Origin of the sequence: Cellulomonas marina (assembly GCF_900111925.1) — a bacterium.
Taxonomy (GTDB): Bacteria; Actinomycetota; Actinomycetes; order Actinomycetales; family Cellulomonadaceae; genus Cellulomonas; species Cellulomonas marina.
In genome coordinates, this window is record NZ_FOKA01000006.1 from 217,544 (window position 1) to 238,399 (window position 20,856).

The 20,856-nt window shown below is 70.4% G+C and carries 12 protein-coding genes; 2 read left to right on the forward strand and 10 right to left on the reverse strand.

The genetic code is table 11. The annotated features are described in order from the left end of the window. The first annotated feature begins 207 nt into the window (after positions 1 to 207). Complete coding sequence (locus BM048_RS18945; protein ID WP_090032426.1) at positions 208 to 1,173, forward strand: cold-shock protein; 966 nt, start codon at positions 208 to 210, stop codon at positions 1,171 to 1,173. A 152-nt stretch (positions 1,174 to 1,325) separates the two neighbouring features. On the opposite strand, the gene BM048_RS08825 is transcribed toward BM048_RS18945, so the two are convergent. The 10 genes from BM048_RS08825 to BM048_RS08870 all read right to left on the reverse strand — a co-directional run bounded on the left by BM048_RS08825 (position 1,326) and on the right by BM048_RS08870 (position 20,203). Continuing rightward, entirely contained in the window at positions 1,326 to 1,853 is a 528-nt protein-coding gene (locus BM048_RS08825; RefSeq protein WP_139224379.1) for a hypothetical protein, read from the reverse strand. A 474-nt stretch (positions 1,854 to 2,327) separates the two neighbouring features. Then, entirely contained in the window at positions 2,328 to 3,377 is a 1,050-nt protein-coding gene (locus tag BM048_RS08830) for a DNA cytosine methyltransferase (protein ID WP_090032430.1), read from the reverse strand. A 64-nt stretch (positions 3,378 to 3,441) separates the two neighbouring features. Beyond that, on the reverse strand, positions 3,442 to 5,145 hold the full coding sequence (drmB, locus tag BM048_RS08835) for a DUF1998 domain-containing protein (RefSeq protein ID WP_175499405.1): 1,704 nt from the start codon (positions 5,143 to 5,145) through the stop codon (positions 3,442 to 3,444). Beyond that, positions 5,135 to 8,332, reverse strand: a complete 3,198-nt coding sequence (locus BM048_RS08840; protein WP_090032433.1) for a helicase-related protein — start codon at positions 8,330 to 8,332, stop codon at positions 5,135 to 5,137. The genes drmB and BM048_RS08840 overlap by 11 nt, the downstream gene beginning before the upstream one ends. Next, entirely contained in the window at positions 8,329 to 10,101 is a 1,773-nt protein-coding gene (locus BM048_RS08845) for a UvrD-helicase domain-containing protein (protein WP_139224380.1), read from the reverse strand. Before BM048_RS08845 ends, BM048_RS08840 begins: the two co-directional genes overlap by 4 nt. Further along, positions 10,098 to 14,708 carry a sacsin N-terminal ATP-binding-like domain-containing protein gene (locus tag BM048_RS08850; RefSeq protein ID WP_139224381.1) on the reverse strand — a complete coding sequence of 1,537 codons (4,611 nt, stop codon included), beginning with the start codon at positions 14,706 to 14,708 and terminating at the stop codon, positions 10,098 to 10,100. The genes BM048_RS08845 and BM048_RS08850 overlap by 4 nt, the downstream gene beginning before the upstream one ends. Positions 14,709 to 14,843: 135 nt before the next feature. Next, the gene (locus BM048_RS08855; RefSeq protein ID WP_139224382.1) at positions 14,844 to 15,743 is read right to left on the reverse strand and encodes a DUF6339 family protein; all 900 of its coding nucleotides are present in this window, start codon (positions 15,741 to 15,743) and stop codon (positions 14,844 to 14,846) included. Further along, positions 15,736 to 16,656 (reverse strand): hypothetical protein, encoded by a 921-nt coding sequence (locus tag BM048_RS08860; protein ID WP_090032443.1) that lies wholly within the window; start codon positions 16,654 to 16,656, stop codon positions 15,736 to 15,738. Before BM048_RS08860 ends, BM048_RS08855 begins: the two co-directional genes overlap by 8 nt. Before the next feature lie 47 nt (positions 16,657 to 16,703). Beyond that, positions 16,704 to 18,395 carry a hypothetical protein gene (locus BM048_RS08865; RefSeq protein WP_139224384.1) on the reverse strand — a complete coding sequence of 564 codons (1,692 nt, stop codon included), beginning with the start codon at positions 18,393 to 18,395 and terminating at the stop codon, positions 16,704 to 16,706. Between the two features lie 320 nt (positions 18,396 to 18,715). Continuing rightward, positions 18,716 to 20,203 (reverse strand): DNA cytosine methyltransferase, encoded by a 1,488-nt coding sequence (locus BM048_RS08870; protein WP_175499407.1) that lies wholly within the window; start codon positions 20,201 to 20,203, stop codon positions 18,716 to 18,718. 420 nt (positions 20,204 to 20,623) lie between these two features. On the opposite strand from BM048_RS08870, the gene BM048_RS08875 reads away from it, so the two are divergent. Beyond that, the coding region (locus BM048_RS08875) for a transposase (RefSeq protein WP_175499409.1) at positions 20,624 to 20,856 on the forward strand (233 nt) is incomplete at its 3' end.

Consider the following 20,856-nt stretch of genomic DNA (forward strand, 5'->3'; position numbering starts at 1 on the left):
GGTCGCATCGCAGCGTGCGCCGGACGATACGGACGATCCGCCCTTCCGTGGGCCGGTCCGTACACCCGTCGGGGTGACGACGGCGCGCTTTCACCCGGCGGCCGGTCACCGGGCGGCGTGACTCGTCGTCGGAGCCCGGGACGACGGGTCGCGCGGCGTCAGGGACACTGGAGGGTCGTTGACGTCCCCCCGTCCCGAGGAGCTGCAGTGCCGAACGGAACCGTCCGCTGGTTCGACGTCGATCGAGGCTTCGGCTTCCTCGCGCCCGACGACGAGGGCGAGGACCTGTTCGTGCACGTCACGGAGGTCCTCGACCACGACGTCCCCGTGCCGCTGCGCGAGGGCCAGACCGTGGAGTACGAGGTCGGCGAGGGCCCGCGCGGCCCGCAGGCGCGGCAGGTGCGCGTCACCGGCGACTCTGCCGCCGACGCGACCTTCGGCGTGCTCGGCACCGTGTCCTGGTACGAGCCGACGAAGGGCTACGGCTTCGTGGCGCCGGACGGCGGTGGGCCGGAGATCTTCGTGCACAGCTCCGGCATCGTGACCGGCGGCATCATCACCGAGGGCCAGCGGGTGGCGTACCTCGTCGGCGAGGGGGAGAAGGGCCCGCAGGCCGAGCACCTGCTGCCGCTCGGCCCGGACGCCGAGCGCGCGACGCAGGCCGACGGCGCCGACGGGACCGTGGCCTGGTTCGACCCGGACAAGGGCTTCGGGTTCATCGCCGCGGACGCCGGCGGTGACGTCTTCGTGCACGTGCGGGCGCTGACCGGCGGGCTGACGGGGCTCGACGAGGGCGACCGGGTCGCGTTCGACGTCGTCGAGGTCGAACGGGGGCCGCAGGCGCGCGAGGTGCGGCTGATGCGAGGATCGGGTCCGGCGTCCGCGACGCGTGGCGGGTCCGCGCGCCCGGGCGGCGGCGCGCCCGAGCGCCGCGACCGGCCCGGCCGGCCCGCGTCGTCGGGTGTGCCGGTGCGCGGCGGGGAGGGCGTCGTCGCCCGCTTCGACGCCGACCGCGGCTTCGGCTTCATCTCCCCGGACGCCGGCGGGGCGGACCTGTTCGTGCACGTCTCGGTGGTGCGCGGCGGTGAGCCGCTGGAGGAGGGCGACCGCGTCCGCTACCAGGTGCGCCAGAGCGACCGCGGCCCGCAGGCGCACCGGGTCGAGCTCATCTGACGGCGCCGCCGCGCCCGCGCTCCATCGGCGAGGCCTGTCGCATTGCGCAGCGAAGTGCCGGTCATCAGCCACGTCGCACCATGCGCACGGAGGCGGTCGGGCAGTGACCCCCCGCTGCGTCCCGCCGCGACCACAGGGACGCGGCGGCGATGTCACTCGGCGATGCGCCACCGGGGGTTCGAGGCGCGGTCGCTGACGAAGAGCGAGCTATGGCTGTACAGCATGCGGTTGATCTCGCCACGGGCGACCTTGCGGCCCAGGGCACGCTCTGCAGGGGCGATCAGCTCGCGAGCCGTCAGTGGCGCGCCACCTTGGAGCGCGAGCACCAGCGCAGCCGGGAGCTCATCGAGAGCCCCAGTCCGTGCGAGCAAGACACGCGAGGCGGTGGCGGTGCGGGCTGGGCGACGCTGATCGACGCTCGTCGGTGCTGTCGTCTTGGCCGCAGCACGAGAGGTGCTCTCCCGGCCAGGACCCCCCGCGGGCGTCGCCATCGGGGGCCGCGCGGGCCCCGTGACGAAGTCCGCGGCCGAGACGACGCGAGCAGCGCGCTCGATGCGTAGCCGGGTCTGCGTCATCTCCCTCTCGAGCTGTGCTACCGCGGTCCCCTCCTCCCGGTGCCGCGCATCCGCGAGCCGGCGAGCGGCCGCAGAATGCTCAGCGAGCAGGGCGTCGAGGTTCACGCCCGGATCCTTCGATCCCACACTGACGTCATCGATGCCCGACCGGACGCTCACGGCTACGTCGGATCGCGCGACCTTCGACGGCGCAGATCCGTGGGGCCCCTCCGTGAGGCGAGACTTGGAGTTCGTGGCCATAACTTCGGCAGCCCTGGCAGGAGCTGGCTCAGCCGGTGCGGCGGCAGCGACGGAACGCGGTCGTGCCGGCGCGGGCACGCGCCTCGCGGGCTCAGGAGAACTCTTGGGCGAGACGGAGGCTCGGCCGGACGCGGACGAGCCGGCTCTCGGTAGAGCGGATGCGCGAGGTGCCGCGGGGCTGGACGCTGGGGCGGGCCGGTCGGCCGTGGGCACGGGCTGTCGCCCTCGTCGCAGCACGCTGAGCCAGCGCACGTTCGCCCCCTCCAGCTAGTTCAGGACATCTTGGCCGCCGCGCGGCTCCAGCGAAAGCACGACCGCTTCCGCAGACGACAGATCAGCTCAGAGAGCCGCCGACACTTTGGCCGCGACGGCCGCCGCGAGAGGCGGGGGAACGGCGTTGCCGATCTGTCGTGCGATGCTCCCACGGTTGCCGGCCCACAGGTAGTCGTCGGGGAACCCCTGGATGCGCGCAGCCTCGAGGTGCGTGATCGGGCGGTGCTCGACGGGGTGTAGGAAACGGCCCTTCTCCGGCCGGAAGAACTCTGTCCGCAACGTCACCGACGGCTTCTCCCACACGAGCCGTCCCATGACGTCGCCCGCACTCTTCGTGTTGCCCCGCCAGCACCTTGCCTGGAGGTGCAACGGCAGGTCGAAGCGGCTTCCGCCGTAGCCGATCGAGCGGAAACGCTCCATGGACAACGGGGTGATGGGCGGCATGAAGTGCAGATCACGGGACTTGAAGGCACCAGGCACTACCCCGCCGTTGACCTCGACCGACGACGCGGGGAGCTCGTCGCGCTCGGGACGGGGGTCAAGATCCGCCCAGGCGTCCTCGACGGTCAGCTGTGGGCCGGCGACGTCTGGTGGGCCGAGCTCGCGCATCCCAGAGCGACGGCCCACGACCAGGACTCGACGCCGGTTCTGTGCGACGCCGTGGTCGGCGGCGTTGACCGCCCACAGCTCCAGCTCCCAGCCGTGCAGCCTCCCGCCCGGAGCGGTCTGGTCTTCGAAGGCGCGAAAATCGGCCGACTCGACGAATCGCGGGACGTTCTCCAGCACGAAGAACGCCGGACGGACCCGCTCCAAGACCTTCAGGTAGTGCTGCCACATGCGGTTCCTGGGGTCGTCGACGTCCCGCTTGCCCAGCAGCGAGAACCCCTGGCACGGCGGCCCTCCGAGCACGACGTCGGCCCGAGGGAACGAGCCTGCGACGTAGTCGGCGATGTCTCCGACGTGCACGTGCTGGCCGTGGTTGAGCGCGTAGGTCGCCGCCGCGTGCTGGTCGATCTCGACGGCCGACACCGGTCGGAACCGGCCCGTGGACATGAAGCCCTGGGTGAGGCCGCCAGCCCCGGCGAAGAGGTCGACGATCCTGAGGTCCCCCGTCACTCGCGGAACGTAGCAGTCGGACGCAGCCCGGCCGGGTTGCGACACAGGCCGCGTCCGGCTGCCGTCACGCCGGGAAGAGCGCGGCGTCCGGCACGTCGTCGCTCCCCACGACACACACACGGTCCAGGAACGCGTTCCGGTTCTCGCAGCTCGTCTCGGGCAGAAGCAGGCAGGCGTGGCACGCAGCGAGGTTCAGGTTGTCGGTGCCCGAACCGAAGGACTCCGCGCACACCGGGTCGGACGAGCACCACCGCCCGCGCTCGACGGCCGCGGTCCAGATCGGGGCGAAGACGTCCTCCTTCGCCAGTGCGGCGAGGCCGCCGAGGCTGCCCGCCGAGTCAGACGACGCCGTGTACACGAGGATCCCCGCCTGGTCGGGCGCGTCGTAGAGACGCTCGCGGAGTGCCGACGCCGGGTAGCCGGCGTGCAGGCTCAGCTCGTTCAGCAGCAGATGGCTCATGGTGTGAAGGGCTACCGTCCGCGCGAGTACCGGCGCAGATTCCGGGCGCTCGTACTCGCGGTCGCGGCGGTCCTTCGCCTCGTTGAGCGTCCGTACTCGGACACGGACGCTGTTCCTGCCTTCCCACGAGGTCAGCAGCGCCTCGTCCAGCCGGACGAAGATCCCCTCGCCGTGGACCTCGAGGGCCGGCAGCCAGTCGAGCGCGGCCTGGCTCAGCGGCGCCTTCTTCACCTTCCCGTCAGGGACGTGGGGAGTCACTCGCGAGAAGCCCTCGATCGCCCGCACCTCCCGCAGGCGGTGGACGGTCGACACCTGGGCGACGACGGCGGCGATGCCCTCGGCGACGGTTTCGGGCTCACAGATGAAGGTGTCGTGGGCGGACGCGCCCATCGTCCCCAGCCGCAGTGCCGAGAACTCGTCTCGACGTAGCTCGTCCTCCGACGGCTGGTGGCCCGTGGCGAGTCCTCTGCGGTCTGCGATCACCGCCCTGACGGCCTCGACCGAGACGCCCGGCGACGTCGCGACCATCGGCGCGAGCACCGAGGCGAGGATGTCGTCCGGGACGTGTTCGAGCGTGGTCCAGTGGCGCTCGACCCATGCTGCGGCGGCCGTCGACCAGGGCGGGATCGAGATCGTCGACCGCATCGAGGCGAACCACACGTTCGACGAACCGCGCTGGAGCGCTCGCAGGGGGCGGTCGCACGACTCGTCGTCCGTCTCGAGCCACGGACGGCGTCCCTTGCAGCTCCGCACGGTGGCCAGGGCGTTGGGGCCGAACGCCCCGTTGAGCGACTTCGGCGCCGCCCCGCAGCTGCAACCGATGACGATGTCGGACAGCGACGAGGACTCGCCCTTGATCCGCAGGGTCAACTGGTGCTCGCTCTCGGCGACGCTCCGATCCTCGCCCCCGTGGACCCACCCGAAGTAGGGGAAGTCCTCGATGTGCCCCGCGTCGCAGCACGCGACGAAGCGCGAGGGGACGAGGCGCGACCGGTTGCAGCGCGCGCACCAGGACTTGTCGTCCCCGATCGTGTACACGGCACCCAGCACGTGACACCTCGGGCAGTAGTGGGTCAACGGGAATGGCGTCACCGGGACGTCCGCGGAGCCGCCCGCGGCGGGCGACTTGAAGTGCTTCACTCCCAGCGCACGGGCAAGGCGTGGCTCGTCGAGCCGGGGGGCGAACGGAGGCCAGTACTCGGTCCCCATCACCATGTAGCTCTGGTCCTCGGCCGGGTACAGGCTGCCGACGCCGTACGTCGAGACCAGCTGACTCTGTCGGGCGTCGCCGATCTTCTTAGCGGGCACGGTCCCCCAGCTTCCTGTTCCTGATGTAGAGCGAGCTCGTCGCATCGACGTTCCGGAGACTCGTGAGCGTCGGCCAGGCCGGTTCGGCGACCGGGAACGCCTCGAGCTGATTCTGCTGCTCACGCGGCGCGAAGGGTGAGCCGCCCGCCGGGACCACGAGTGCACCCATGGGCCCCTGCCAGGAGGTCAGCTTCGTCAGTCGCGGGGTGTAGGCCCGCCAGTTCTCGATCAGGGCGTCCAGGGCGTCGAGCACCCGCTCCTGCTCGTCCGGCGTCACCGCCGCGACGCGCTCGCGGACGACCCGACGCACCCGCTCGACCGCGTCGGAGTCCTCGACCGAGCGCACCGCCGTATCCACCGCCGCACCCTTCACGAGGAGACGCATGAGCGACACCAGGACCCCGTGGAGCCCGCGGTCGACCGCTCGGGGCGCGAACGGGGTGGCGCCTGTCGCCTCGACCTGGCGGTACAGCGCCCGGTGGTACGGGACGAAGGCCTCGTAGTGGGAGAGGTCCCGCGTGCGAGCCGCGTTGTAGAGCGTGATGACGAGCCCGGGGTGCCGCCGACCGACGCGGCTGGTGGCCTGGATGTACTCGGAGGTCGTCTGGGGCTGTCCCATGACCACCATCAGGCCGAGCCTGTCCACGTCGACACCGACCGAGATCATGTTCGTCGCCAGGACGACGTCCTGGCAGTCCTCGCCGCCGACCGACGTCGTCAGCTCCTTGAGCCGCTGAGGCACCTCTTCCGCCGGGACCCGTGACGTGAGCTCCTTCGGCTCCCTCAGCTCGCGGACCTGCGACCCGAGCCGTCGGGCGACGACGGGCAGTCGCCCGGGCACGTCGTCGATCGACTGGATGTAGGCCGCGCCGAGCACCCGCAGGCTGTTGAAGTAGCCCAGGAGCGTCCAGTACGCGTCGCGGACCTCGGGAGCGGCCTGCAGGTCCTTGCCGGCTTGAAGAAGTGCCGCGTACGTGCGGATGAGCAACGTCGAGTGGCTCGCGCCCGGGGCCAGCACGCCGACGTAGAGCCGCGCGGGGAGCTCGTCCGGAGGCGCCTGCACGGCGAACCAGCTGTCCTCGGGGTCGATCCCGGACGGTGGGAACTGCCGCGAGTCCCGGTCGAAGACTGCCCGTACCTGGTCGCGCGCACGCCGGATCGTGGCCGTGGACGCGACGAGCTTCGGTCGGGCGGAGCCCGTCGCCGCGGCGTCGACCGCCGTCTCGTAGAGACCGACCAGCGTCCCGAGCGGCCCGCTGATGAGGTGCAGCTCGTCCTGGACGATGAGGTCCGGCGTCGCAAACCGCCCGTCCTGCCCGAAGAGCTGCCGGACCTCCTCCCGCCACGCCATCATGGCGAACTTGTCGACGGTCCCGATCAGCAGAGAAGGCCGGGTCGAGTAGACGTCCTCATCGACGACGACGACAGGAAGACCGTCTCGGAAGTCGCAGCCGGTGTTCGGGCATTCCGCTACGAGGCGCTGCAGCGTCCGGCTCTGCACGTAATCGGCGGGTCGGAGCGCGTGGCCGCACCAGGGGCACGCCAGCAACTGGCACGGGTTGCCGTTCTTCCCCGTGGACCGCCCGTCGGCCAGCGCACGGAGGGCTGCGTCGGCCTGCTTCTTGTCGTTGGGCGTCGCCGACAGACCGACCCACAGCCCGACGGTGAAAGGCGTGGACGCCGGGAGCTCCTGGCGCCGCCACACCTCCAGCGCGCACATGAGCCCGGTCGCGCGCTCGAACTGCTGCAACGTGAGCAGGCGGAGCGTGTAGCGCATGATCACCCCGACACCGCCGCCCGCACCTGGCAGCCCGCGGAGCCGGCGCAGGACCAGGGTGAAGGCGATGAGGCCCAGGTAGGCCTCCGTCTTGCCACCGCCCGTGGGGAACCAGAGCAGGTCCGCGACGTCCCGCTCCGGAGAGGCGGGGTCCACGAGTCCCTCGAGGTTGAGCAGGATGAACGCCACCTGGAAGGGGCGCCAATGCTGTTCGTCCTCGGACGGGACATCGGCCCCTGTCCGCACCATCACCTGCCGAGCGCGCTGGGACTGCATGGAGCTGTTCATCACCCGGAAAGCACGGGCGGCATCGGGGTCGGCGTCCAGCGACCTGATGCCGCGCCGCATCCTCTCCACCGCCTCTCGGGCGGCGGCGACATGGTCCTCGCCCGTGACTCGAAGCTGGTCGGGCAGCTCGCCCAGACGGGCTGCTTGTGAGTCCACCCATCCTTCGTACCCGTCGACGAGGTCATGAAGGGCAGATCGGTCGTCCGTCGACCCCAACGTCCGCATGCCGAAGCGGCCGGCGAGCTCTGGCCGCTCGGGCCGCGCCATCTCGAGGTCCTGACGGGGCAAGAACGTCGTGACCAGCCGCTGGACGGGGCCCGTTCCGGACGGCCATGTGACGGCGCAGCCGTGACCGGCGGCCAGGCTCAGAGCTCCGCGGTAGAGGAGGTCGGCGCTCGCCTCGTCGCTGCCACGCGGGGCCGCTGACGAGGCCCGACGGGCCACGAAGGCTCCCCCGACCGTCTCGACGGAGATCTCCGGCCGGAACCAGCAGAACTCGTCGGCGCTGTTCGACCTCGCGCCTGCATGCGTGTTCACCAGCACGACCGTCACGGACGTGATGCCCCGCGCCTCGGGTCGGACGACGACGCGCACCTGGAGGTGGTCCCCCACCTCGACACGCACCGTCCCCGGCACGACGTCGAAAGCCTGCGAGAAGTCCACCTGCGCCCCGAGGTTCCAGAGCTTGGGCTTGGTCGACACGAACCGATCGACGACCCGCGCGTCGTCTTCGACGTCCCCGTCGGTCGGCTGAGGCAGCGTCTCGTCCGCGACGGGGCTGCCGATCTGCGGGACGTAGCGGTCTGCGGTGACGGCGACGACGACCTGCGTCGTCGTGCTCTTGTCGACGCCAAAGGTCAGTCCCATCGACGCCGGGCGTCGCATGCGGGAGAAGCTGACCCCGGGGTCGTAGTCGGCGTCGACCTGCGTGCCGGTCTCGACCTCTCCGACGTCCGCGACGTCCACCTCGGGCTGCTCGCCCGGCGGGTGCAGGACGCCCACGAGGAACCGGTCGAGCGGTGGCTCGTCGAGGTGCACGTCCTCCGACGTGCCCATGAGATCGGCCGACAGGGCCCGCACCATCTCCTCGCGAGCCTCGTACCAGGGGTCCAGCCTGCTCATGCCTCGTCCTCGCCCTTGCTCTCGTCCTTGTAGTCACGCACGACGAAGCCCGTGAGCCGCACCCCGAGCCAGAGCCCGAGGCGGCCCGAGCCGTCATCGTCCGCCGATCCTGCTGCAGGCTCACCCGCCACGGTCTCGACGCACTCGACGTGTGCCCCGCGGAGATCCCGGTCGAGGCCGCCCCACAGCTGACGACGCAGGTCCGCTCCGAACCTCTCGGCCGTGCGGCCGATCTCGACCTCGTCGTGCATGACGCGCCAGTGAGGGACGTCCCCGCTGGTCCAGTCGTGGACGAGCCGAACGGGGTCCCCGGGCCCGACACGGTCCCGCAGGTGCTGCTGGGCGTGAGCGACGTCGGCCCCCGGCGGGATCGTACGGTCGAGGTCATCACCCCGGATCTCGACCGCCTTGACCTGTTTCCGGGAGCGGAAGCTCCGGCGCCAGCGCCCGCTGGCGGCATCTTTGCTGAGGACCTGTGGGTACCGCTTCCGGCGGATCCTGTTGAGCCTGATCCGGGCGCGGGTAAGCGCTACGTACGTCGCGCGGGTCGACTCCGAACGAGATTCGTCCTCCTCGCGGAACCTCTCGTACTCGGTCGTCACGACCGCGTCGAACTCCAGCCCTTTCGCGCGATGGACCGTCGAGACGACGGGCAGGTCCGGCTCGACCGCAAGCAGCTCTGCTGGCACCGGACCGGACCGCAGTCGCCGAGAGATCTCACGGGTCTCCACGGTCCGGCCCCGTGTCCACTCCCGGATACCGCGCCACCGCTCGGCGGCGAGCCTCTCGTCCCCCACCGCCACCTCGAGCGCGTCGAGGTCCCACGTGGTGCGCTGCGTGAGGACCTCGGCGACCCACCGGTCGACCACCTGCGCCGCGGACTGCCTCCTGAGCACGGCGGGCACGCCCGCGTCCCACAGGTCGTGCGCCTCCATCAAGGCCTGACCGTTGGTCGCGGTCAGGATCGCAAAGCGTCCGAGGTACTCGCGCGCGAGGGCCACCACCTCGTGCTGCTCGACCGGGACGAGAGCTTCGGCGAAGTCCCCGACGGCATGCTCGGCGCCTGCGAGCGACTCGTCCTGGCCGGCACCACGGAGCGCAACCGCCGCGGCCGTGTCTCGGGTCGCGGCGCGGTACGTGCCCGTGAGGCTCCTTCGCTCGGGCCCGTGCCGGTCGAACACCTCCTGGAGCAGGTCTGTGCTCGACGTGGGGTGGTCCGCGGTGAGCTGAAAATCGTAGATCGCCTGCGCGGGATCCCCGAGGAGGGAGAACCCCGCGTGCGGCGGCAGCGCGTCGAGCAGCGCGAGGAGGAGCTCCGCACGGACGCCGACGACGTCCTGCACCTCGTCCACGACGACGTGCTCGAGGTCGTCGATCCCCTCCCAGACCTTCTCGCGGAGGGCGTCGATCGCGCGGCTCACCCGACGGTCGAAGAGATCCCGCCCGGTGATCTGCTCGCCGTACGCGTCGAGGACGATCTGCTGTGCGAGCGAGTCGAGGGTGCGCACCGCCGCCGACGAACCGATGCCCGCGGCGCGAAGACGACGATTCACGGCGTGGACCGCCGCGCGCGAGAAGCTCACGACGAGCAAGGAGTGCTGCGGTTCGCCTCCCGCCTGGAGCATCTCGTCGACGAGCCGCGCCACGAGTGCGGAGACCACCTCGGTCTTGCCGGAACCCGGTCCGGCGACGACGACCTGTCGCTCGCCGGCCTCTATCTCGACAGCCGCACGCTGGCTCAGGTCGAGCTCTGGAGCATCCGTGCTCATGACGTCCACAACTTCTCGAACGCCCGGAAGGCCAGCCTCTCGCCGTGCACGTTGAGGTTGTCCTCGACGTCGACGATCAGCACCCTCTCCGACCCCCCGTTGAGCTCACCGCGGAGACCACGGCCGACCATCTGCTGGTAGACGTTCGGGCTGAAGGTGGGCCGGCAGACGTACACGGCCTTGACCGCCGGGGCGTCGAACCCCTGCGTGAGCACGTTGTAGTTGGTGAGCACGCGGATGCGCCCCTGCCGGAACTCGTCGATGTAGTGCCGGCGCGCGGCACCCTCCGTCGCGGCCGAGATCGATTGCGCGGTGACCCCGCGGTGGGAGAGCAGGGCGGCCAGCGAGCGGGCGTTCTCCACCGAGGGCGCGAACAGGAGGACCGGCCAGTCCTCGGGCAGGTCGCAGATCGACCGCACGATTCGCTCGTTGCGCTCGACGTCCTCGCCCAGCTGGGTCTCGCGGCTGCTGGGGAACCTCTGCATCTTGTCGATCTCAGCCAGTTCGGCGTCGGAGAAGTGCACGACGGCGCCGTCGAGGCGCCGCTTCTCGACCTCGGCCAGCACCTTCATCTCACGAAGGGTCCGGTAGGGGTCGTCACCCAGGACGCCTTGGTCGAGGAGGTTCGAGTCGTACCGGCGCACGAGTCGCGACGTCTCCTCGTCGGAGTTGCCGCGAAACGGTGTCGCGGTCAGGCCCAGGAGCGGGCGCGTGGTCCCGGACCTCGCGCCGAGCCCCAACCAGTCGAAGATCGCCGTGTATCGCTGACTCACCGACGTGTGCGCCTCGTCGACGACGACGACGGACGGCTCCCGCAGCCACGCGTACGTTTCGCTGCGCGACCCGATGATCGAGTCGAGCTTCGCGTCGGTCGCGACGACGACCTGCGTACCGACCGGCTCCTCCTCGACCTCGTTCGACCCCCAGAGCCGGCTGAGCACGAGCTCCCCCGGACCGAGAGCCCGCCACACGTAGGTCCAGCTCTCCGCTGCCTGCTCGCACAGCTCTTCGGACTGGGCGATCCAGACGATCGGTCCGGTGAGCCTGCCCGCGGCGACCTCCTCGACGAGCGCCTGGACGGTGACACGGGTCTTCCCCGCGCCCGTCGGGAGGGACACGACGCCTCGCTGTCGCCCGATCCCCGCCAGGAGCGCTCGGATCCGCTCGGTCACGGTCAGCTGGTACGGGTGCAAAGGACTCAGCTCGACGGGGCCGTCGATGAGTTCACGTGCCGGGGAACGCCGAGACGGGAAACCCGCCCACTCTGCCGGGAAACCCATGTCGGCCACCCAGCGCCGCTCGTTCTGGCGGCCGCCGAACTCGCGTGGGGGCTCGAGACCGCGCTCCTCCAGCGAAGCCCTCAAGGTCTTGAGGATCCCGACGCCGTGCACCGACAGCGCCAGTCGGGCGAGCTCGGTGTCGGAGATCGCCCCCCCGCGCTCCAGAAGGTCGAGCGCCTGCTTGGGCACCTGTGACCGGAGCGCCTGGGGTCCGACCGCGGCCACGATCCCCGACAGGGCATCGGCACGAGCAGCCCTGCGGACCTCCTGTCGCAGGTGCGTGGCGCGCATCTGCTCCATCTTCGCCAGCACCGCACGGATGTCGGCAGCGCTCATGCCCAAACTCAGCGCGTCCGAGACCTGAGCCAGCACCTTCTCCGGCGCAGTGCCTGTCACCAGGACACGCCCGGGCTCCCGTCTGTTCTCCAGAGGCCGTTCCACCTGTCCCTGCGGCGTCGCGACCAGCCGGACGATCCGGCTGCACCGCTGCAGCCGGATGCCGAGGTCCTCGGCCTTCAGGGCCGGATTGCTCTTGAGGGGCGGGAACTCGTCGATCAGGTAGACCTCTTCCCCGACCGCCGTCGCGACGACCTCCTCCTTCAGCAGGTCGCGACCGTCAGGCAGGCCGAGCTCCGTCCGGAAGTGCGCGGCATCCTCCGTGCCGAGGATCATCGCCGGCACCGCGGCCTCGACCAACGACTCGTAGACGGCCTCGGTGTCCGTCACCCCGATGTGCTTGGACTGGACCGCCTCCAGCCTACGACCGACGCGGACCACGAGCGTGGTCGTTGGCTCGATTCCCGGGAGGTAGGTGTAGAACTCGTAGCGACGTCGGTCGTCGCCCCAGCTGTCCGCGAGCTGCTTCAGCGCCGCCCACTGCTGAGACGTGAACTGCTCCGTACTCGTCTTGACCCCGAGGCGCTTCCCGAGATCCGTCGAGATGTCGGCCACCGGGAAATATTCGCCGGGGAGCCCGCCGGCTGCGGCGATGCAGTCGCAGGGGCGCATGGGCCCGAGCGACGAGTCCAAGAGGCCGTGCTTTCGGATCAACCACTCCTCGGGCGCCAGGAAGCTGAGGGGCTTGGGTCCTGCGCGCCTGCTCCGGACCCGCCAGGGCTGCATGGCTCCCTTGTCGAGCACGAGGCGGGTGAGCTCCAGCCGGCCCTCGGGAGACAGTTTCTCGAGGAAGCCGAGCGGCCACAGGACGGGTCGCTCCTCGACCTCGACCTGGTCGGACGAGATTGCAACATTGCTGACGTCCAGGAACTTGTCGCGCATCGTGTCTCGGTACGCCGTCAGCCAGTGCGAGTCCGAGGCGGGGCGCCACTGAGGCTCGCTGACGGCGCCGAGTCGCCGGAGCAGGGCCACGTGCCCTTCGTGGAACCTCGGGTCGACCAGGTGCCCGGCGTCCCTGCGGGCGTGGGACGGGATCACCGAGCCACCGAGGAACACGTCCCCGAGCCCGACCCAAGCGCCTGCAGCCGATCGCACCCGGACGAAACGGAGCACACCACCGGGGGCATGCGCCTCGAAAGCCTCGGCGGCCACGTCCTCGGGCACGTGTTGCGCGAGCTGCCAGACCTTCTGCCAGGCGTCCGCGCGGCCGGCACCGGCGGCGGCGATCAGCGCAGCCTCGAGCTCGGCCTTCTTGTCGAGCACCGTGACGCCCAGATCACCAAGAGCCTCGACGACACCCGGTAGATCCACCAGCTTCGGGTCGACGAACGCCCCGCTGGCGTCCTCGGGGCTGGTCCTGATGAAGATCCTCCCCTTCACGGGCCGGACCAGTGAGCCGTCCTCGAGCGGGACAATGCGGGCCTCGAGCACCGACTTCGCAAGTCCTTCGGCTGCCGCGCGGCCCTCAGGGGTCCCCCGGACGATTCCCGCGGCCAGTCGGATCGCCGCTGCTGCTGATGGGACGTCACCCTCCCGGACGACGCACTCGAGCCACTCCTTGCCGCTGAACGCCCGACCGCCGATGGATTCGACGAGACGACGGACCTTATTGCGTCGCTCCGGGCTCGAGAGCGCGGCCGGGTGGACCCACTCGTCGAGCGGCGCCGTGGGGATCCGCGACCACTCCTGCCCCCATGCCAGATCGACGCCCTCCGGGGCGATGGAGAGCGTCTCGGGACGCCGCAGGCGCCCCCGGACATCGGGAACGCACGCGACCTGCCGCAGCGCGGCGAAGATCGGCTCGTTGATGACTCCGTCCGCCCAGCTCCGGTCTTCGCGGCCGCGGGCGGGCAGCAGATCGAGCAGGGCTGCCTCGTCGCCAGGGATCGCCAGGCTTGCGAGGGCTGATGCGACCAGCTGGGGAAGCTCCTCCCGCAGGAGGTGAAGGTTGAACGCTCCGCGAAGCAGATCGGTCCGGTCGTCGCTGAGCTGGAACGGAGCGCTAACGATGCCTGCCAACGTGGTCCCGGCGTGGGTCGGGAAGTAGGCCCAGAAGGACCCGACCGAGGTCCGCGATCGCTCGGGTACCGCCCAGACGATCCGCAGGCTCTCGCGATCGGCCATCCGCCCTGCGGCCGCCAGGACAGCCTTCGGCGGGTGCACCTCGCGGGAGAAGACCTGCCATCGGGACACATCGCCGCTCGCAGACCCGCCCGAACCTCGCACGGTCAGCGCGACAGATCCGTCGTGATGCCGCTCGGCGCTGATGCGGTTGTCCACGTCGCGCTCCTCGACCACGAGGCGGACCTCGGAGATGTGGGGCGAGAAGAGGAGGAACTCCGCCCGGAAACCGGACAGGTCCTTCGTCAGGGCCGCGCGCCTGTCCGCTGTGAGGCCTGGTAGGACGATCACGGTCGAGGCCCACTCCATCAGCTCCGCCAGGCGGGCGTCCTCGCGCGCCGCCAGCCCTGCGTCGACCACCCGCGCCAGACGCATGGTCGGGTATCGCGGCGCGTCGAAGCCGGCTTCTCTGATGGTCCGTTCGGCCCAGCCCTGCTCGAAAGCGAACGACACCGAGCGGCTGTAGACCCGCGGCTCGGTGGTGATCGCGAGGACCGACTTGAAGCCGATCCCGAAGCGGCCGATCCTGTCGTCGTCCTTGGCCGACAGGTCCGAGGCCATGAGCGCCTCGACGCCTTTGCGCGTGAACGGCTCTCCATCGTTGGCGACGTAGAGCGTGTCCGAGGTCAGACGGATCTCGATCCGGGAGCCGCCGACCCGAGCCGCGTCGACCGCGTTCTGGAGGAGCTCGTCGAGCTGGCGGAACCTGTAGCCCCCTTCGGCGATCCGCCGCTCGTTGTTCGCGTCCTCCTCGACGCGCTTGCGATCCTGCGCGTAGACGGCGAGACACGCCTCCGTCTGCTCGCGCACGACCTGTGCGAGCGCACCGTCTCCTGCAGCCAAGCCCATCGATGTCCCCCCTGCCTCGAGCTTTCACCAGCAGATGGCCGGTTTGCGGACGCATCATCGCCGCCACCACCGACACGCAAAACCAGCCACCGGTCTTCAGGACATGCGTTCCGCAGGCTCCGCACGCCGACGCACCGTTCTCAGCCCCGAACGGTTCTGCTTGAAGACCGCGAACTCGGGGGCGTCGCGCAGGAACTGCCCGACGACCTCTGAGGCGGCAGCGCGCACGTGCGCAGGCACGTGTGCGACCGTCGGACCCTGCGGCAGCTCGTCGCCGTCCCACACGTCGCCGGAAGCCTTTCGGACCCACGTCTCGAGGGCGACGACGTCCTCCGACCAGTCGATGAACAGCGCCTCGGGTGCGACTCCTGCGAGCGAGAGGTTGGCAACTCCCGCGAGGTCGTTGATCTGGTCGGCGGACATCGGCGATCCGGGCCGAGCCGCCTCATCGAGGTTCACGGTGGCGCGGGAGAGCTCGAGCGCCAGCGGCCGTACGCGCGCGACGTCGCGCTGCAGGAACGAGTTCACGAAGTCCTGCCGTACGAAGGCGCCGACGACGGGCCTGTAGTCGCCGCCGTCTCGGAAGAGCTCGGCGCCCCACCACAGCCGTGCGAACGCCTGCTTGTTCACGCTCCCGGTCCACCGCGACTCGTTGACGTCGCCCTTCGAGCCCCAACGGATCGCCAGGTAGTCGGAGTACCGGAGCGCCAACCAGAGCCAGATGCCCTTGTCGGCCGCCTCGACGCGCAGCAGCCGGAGCGCCGCGTGGAGACGGGGTGCGAGCCATCGATCGCTCTCCTCGATCGCATCCGCCTCGGCGAATCGCCGGCGCCACTCGGACATCAGAGAGTCGAACGGGCTCATCGGGATGGTCGACCCGTCGGCGCGCCGGACTGGTTCCAGCAGGTCCCCGACGAAGTCCGGTGCCTCCAGGACTCGCTCGCGGTCCTGGATGTCAGGGACGCGCACGAACGAGTGCAGAACCGCGTCAGACAAAGCGCACCTCCCTGGCGGTGTCGGCGATGGCCCCGGTGGTACCGGCGAGACGGGCGACCGCCGAGTCGATCTGCGCCCAGAGCGAGAACCGGCCGGACGCAGGCCCGTGCTCGACATCGACGATCCGCTCGAGCAGCTCGTCGACCCCACCCACCGACGGCATGGCGCCGGCGACCGCCGCGAGCGCCTGCCGAGCGGTCCGGTCGCTCGGGAGCTGTGCCGCCTCGTCGGCGTCCGTGAGGTCGAGCACGTCGGCGACCGCGGCCCGGACGACGGCAGCCAGCGCCGTGCGCGCGACCTCCGCCCCCACGAGGTCGCGCACCTGACGTCTCTGACCCTTCGCATGATCGGCGTGGAGCAGGTCGCGGAGGCCCTCGATCGCAGAGTTGAGGTAGAGGACCAGCCCCTTTGGTCCGGTCGCGAGGACGGTGTAGGCACCCGGGTCCACCCGTGCCTCGGTAGGAGCGTCGCTGTGGGAGAAGTCGACCCAGACGGAGTCGAAGGGAGGGGCGCCCGAAGAGGCAGGGGCCGATGCCCGGTCCGAGACCAGGCGCCACGGCTCGGAACGGGCGACGAGGCGACGCACGCCGCCCACGAGCCCCGTCACCTCGACGGTGAGCTCCGGCGAGCCCGCCAGGACCGAGGACCGCACGGGTACCAGACCCGACCAGGCGCCGTCCCACGACTTCTCGAGCGGGATCGCGGTCCGCCAGAGCGTCTCTGAGCACCGGAGCAGGGCGTGCGCGCGGAGGTCGACCGTGTCCCCGGTGAGGTCGCGCCGGAACGCCCCGCCGACGTCTGACGTGACCCTCAGCGAGGCCTCGCGCCACAGGCTCTCGTGCAGCAGCACGCTCCGGTGCTCGGGGTCGAGGAGGTCGTCGTGCGGCTCGTCGTCGACGACGAGGTCCGACACCTTCAGGGTCCATGGCTCGGACCAGGACGTCCAAGGAAGCAGGAGGCTCACGAGGGCTGCCCCTCGTCGAGGACCCTCAGCCGCACGTCGACGCGGGAAATCTCCGCAGGGATCGGGGCCACCGCAGGCGACCGTCCGCGAAGCGCCGCCTTGACGATCCGAGCGCGGTCCTTCTCCGGGAGGACGACCGAGCGACCGTCGCAGGTGCCGTCGACGGGCCCCACGACGTCGAGCGGGCCGCCCCAGGGCACGACGACGGCGGATGTGTCCATGCCGATGAGCACGAGCTCAGGCTGGATCGCCCAACCCTGCGCGCGGTTCTGCGCACGCACGGTGAACCGGATGTCCCACACGCCCTCGACCACCTCGGCGGACACGTCGACCACCTCGGGCTTACGCCCGACCGTCGCACCCCGGCCGCCGGACCCGGGAGCGCCCGTGAGGAACCGCAGGTGCTTGAGCACCGCTTGCGGGGGACTGTCGGGCGGGGGAGGCGGGGTACCGAACACCTGGGTCAGCTGCTCGAGCACACCCCTCTCGATCGCCTTGAGGTTCGGCAGCCACGGGGCCACGTAGCGCGCCGTCAGGTTTGCCTGGCTGGCCTGCTTGCGCCCAGTCCCGGGGATCCAGCGGTCGTGGGCCGGAGGCTCCGAGAACCGGAGGAAGTCGTCTGCCCGGACCATCTCTTCGGTCGGCGCGTCGGGCGCGACCGCAGACCCCGCGAGCAGGAACGCGTGATACGTCCGACCCTCGAACGTCTTGTCGATCGTCTCCACGATCATCTCCGGCCGGCGGAACAGGCACACGCGGTTCTCGAGGGTGTCGGGCTGCTCGTCGGACATCGTCACCACGAGCTTGGCCGTGTGGATGAACCGGGGGTGATCGTCGGGGGCCCGACGCGCGGACACCTCGACCTGGACGTCTCGGACGATCACCGCCTCTGGGTCGTCGAGGGTCTCGGCGACCTCACCCGCGTCGTAGCGACGAAGCGCCCGTGTGAGCTCGGTGAAGGTGTCGGACGGGTCGACCACGGTCGACTCGGTGCGAATCCCGTTCTCCTCGACATCAATTCGCACGGTCATCCGTCGCCGGGCGAGGAGCGGCCAGAAGCTCTCTTCGATCCCCTGTCGGAGCTCCTTGGCGAGGCCGCTCAGCGCGTTCCTGCCGTAGACGGTCCGAGGGTTGTCGGGGTCGTAGAAGCCCACGGCGAGCGCCGTCGTCCCCGGGCGGTCGTCGGGTCTCGAGACGTGGAGCCGCCGCGCGAGGTCGTGGTCTCCCCAGACGGACCGGACATTCTCGTCGCCCTCCGCCACGCCGAAGTACCCGCGCCCTTGGTACGACGTGCCGTCGAGATGATGTACGACTCCCTGCTGAACGCCGAAGAGCCGGCTGCGGAACTGCCCGTCCGACGCGTCCTCTGGGCGCACGGTGGAGTTGAAGAGCACCGTCTGCACCCGCGAGAAGCGCCAGTACACGGCTTTGCCCAGCCCGAAAGATCCGCCGGCGGCCTTGTCCTTGCCGCTGAACAGGTCGAGCCGGCAGAGCTTCACGAAGTTGCCGAACAGGTCTTCGTCCCCCACGGCGAACTCCGGCCCGTGCAGCCCTCGGGCTCCGTGGTCGCTGACGCGCAGAAGGACGAGCGCGTCTGCGAGCCTGAGGTCCTCCACACCGGCGGCGAGCTGACCCGCCGTCACCGCGCCCCCTGACGACGACCCCATGGCCTGCAGGTGCGGCAGCATCTCGTCGCGCCACCCGAGAGCCTGCTCGAAGGTCTCGCGGTGCGCCCCCGTGAGACGGATGAACGTGTAGACGAGCTCGGCGTCCTCGCCAGGGAGGCGTGCGTCGTTGGCGTTCTGCGCGCTCTCACGCGCCAGCGACGCCAGCCCCGCGTTGACCGTCCACTGGTTCGCGTTCCCATAGTTTCCGTATGCGGGGTCCTGAGGCCGCCATTGCCACCGGACCGCTGATCCATCGCTCATATGGACGTCATCATGACCTAGGCGACCCCCGACATGTCAGTGGCTCGCGGGTGAATCACGCGGTCGGTCGTATGCCTGGCTCAGAAGAGTGGGGCTGACCCTGGGGTGACGCCGGCGGGCGACCCACTGAGGAACTCGTCGACGGCACGCGCGATCGCCATGCCCAACGGGACAGGGACGGCGTTTCCGATCTGCCGCGCCACGTCCGACCGCGAGCCGCACCACCGGAAGTCCTCCGGGAAGCCCTGCAGCAGTGCCGCCTCGTAGTGCGTGATCGGACGGTCCTCCAGCGGGTGCAGGTAGCGTCCCTTCTCCGGCTTGAAGAACTCGGTCCGGATCGTCACCGACGGCTGGCCGATGCGGAGCCGGCCCATCACGTCCCCGGTGCCCGAGTCGTGCACGTCCCACGAGTAGGTCGACAGGTAGTGCATGCGGGCCGCGACGGGGCTGAGCGAGCCCTCCTCCTGGACCTTGACGGCGAACGCGACCGGACGTCTCGTCCTCGGTTCCACCTCGAGCACACCATCGACGGCGATGACGTATCTCGTGGCATCGCCGGCTCCGACGGCGACGTAGGTGCCGTCGACCTCGAGGTCCCCATCCGCGCCTCGGACTGGCTCTTGGTCCGCCCGCTCCACCACGACCTCAGACGGCGTCTCGAAGAAGAGGGCGTAGCGGCCGCGCAAGCTCTTGCGGTTGCCGCCCGGACCGATGGTGCGGAAGCGTGCGCGGGAGAGCGCCCCCGGGCGGCGGGCGAGGTGCAGCTGGGAGGTCGGGACCGTCCGACGGTAGAAGTCGGACGCCGATGATGACCTCCGCGGGAGGGGGTCTTCCGTCGTCGGGACGAGCCGCTGCATTGCGGACTTCTCGAACACCTCGTCGGCGGTCCTCCACGGTGCGAGGCCCGTGGGGTTGTCCGACCTCACGGCTTGCGACGGCGACACGTGGCTCGCCCCGGGGTACGCGAGCGATCGACCGAGCCGAGCGACCATGTCCTTCCGCACGCCGAACACGATTGCGCGGCGCCTGGTTTGCGGCGCCCCGTAGTCGGCCGCGTTGAGCACGAACGGACCTCGTGCGGTCGCAGGCGGAGGCACGAGTTCGTAGTCGCTCAGACCGGCGTGCTCCACGCGCGCACGGAGGTCGGCGAACTCCGGCGAGCGGGCAAACCTGTCGACATTCTCGATCACGAAGACCTTGGGCCGGACCGCCTCCACGACCCGGACGTACTCCTCCCAGAGGCGGTTGCGCTCGGGTCGCACACCGTCGCGGTTGAGGGCCGAGAACCCCTGGCAGGGCGGACCCCCCACGACGACGTCCACCTCCCCGAGATCGTCCCCCGGGATCCACTCCGTGATGTCGACGTTCGCCACGTGCTCGTGGCCGAAGTTCGCCCCGTAGGACGCCGCGGCGGCGCGGTCCCACTCGACGGCGGCGACGGTGCGGAACCGCGAGCCCTCGACACCCTTGCGGCGGTAAGCGTGAAACCCCTGGGTCAGGCCCCCGCACCCTGCGAACAGATCGACGACCCGGATCGTGTCCTCGCCGGACGCCCCCTGGTCTGCCACCGACCGATCGTAGGTCCTCACCGCCGTCGGGCATCGGAGACATGCGGGCTGTGGACGACGACGGATAGAACCACGGCGACGGAAGGCGGGCACACTCCCGAACTGGCCGCGGCCAGTCCTGGGATTCGCGCGCGGCTGAACAGTGGCGTCCCGCAGAGTGGTGTGCGAGCCCGGCCCTGGTGAGGGCGTCGTCGTAGACGTGTAGGCGGTCACCGCGTGATTCTTCGAGAGACCTACCAAGTCGACTCGAGAGAAGGACCCGCGATGACCGCTGGACCCACACGAGCACCTGGCCACAGTGGCGTCCCGCAGAGTGGTGTGCGAGCCCGGCCCTGGTGAGGGCGTCGTCGTAGACGTGTAGGCGGTCACCGCGTGATTCTTCGAGAGACCTACCAAGTCGACTCGAGAGAAGGACCCGCGATGACCGCTGGACCCAGTCTGGACCCTGCCCGCTTCTTGCACGAGCACCTGGCCACCGCCAGCCCCGATCTGCTGCGTGAGCTGCTCGGCGTCTTCATCGACACTCTGATGGGTGCTGAGGCGGACGCGATCTGCGGCGCCGAGTACGGTGCCCGCAGCACCGAGCGGGTCAACACCCGCAACGGCTACCGGCATCGGGACTTCGACACCCGGGTCGGCACGATCGACGTGGC

Excerpts from the sequence above, each read along its gene's own strand:
- BM048_RS08840 (WP_090032433.1), bottom strand. The coding sequence starts at position 8,332 with ATGAGCAGGCTGGACCCCTGGTACGAGGCTCGCGAGGAGATGGTGCGG.
- BM048_RS08845 (WP_139224380.1), bottom strand. The coding sequence starts at position 10,101 with ATGAGCACGGATGCTCCAGAGCTCGACCTGAGCCAGCGTGCGGCTGTC.
- BM048_RS08865 (WP_139224384.1), bottom strand. The coding sequence starts at position 18,395 with ATGCTGCCGCACCTGCAGGCCATGGGGTCGTCGTCAGGGGGCGCGGTG.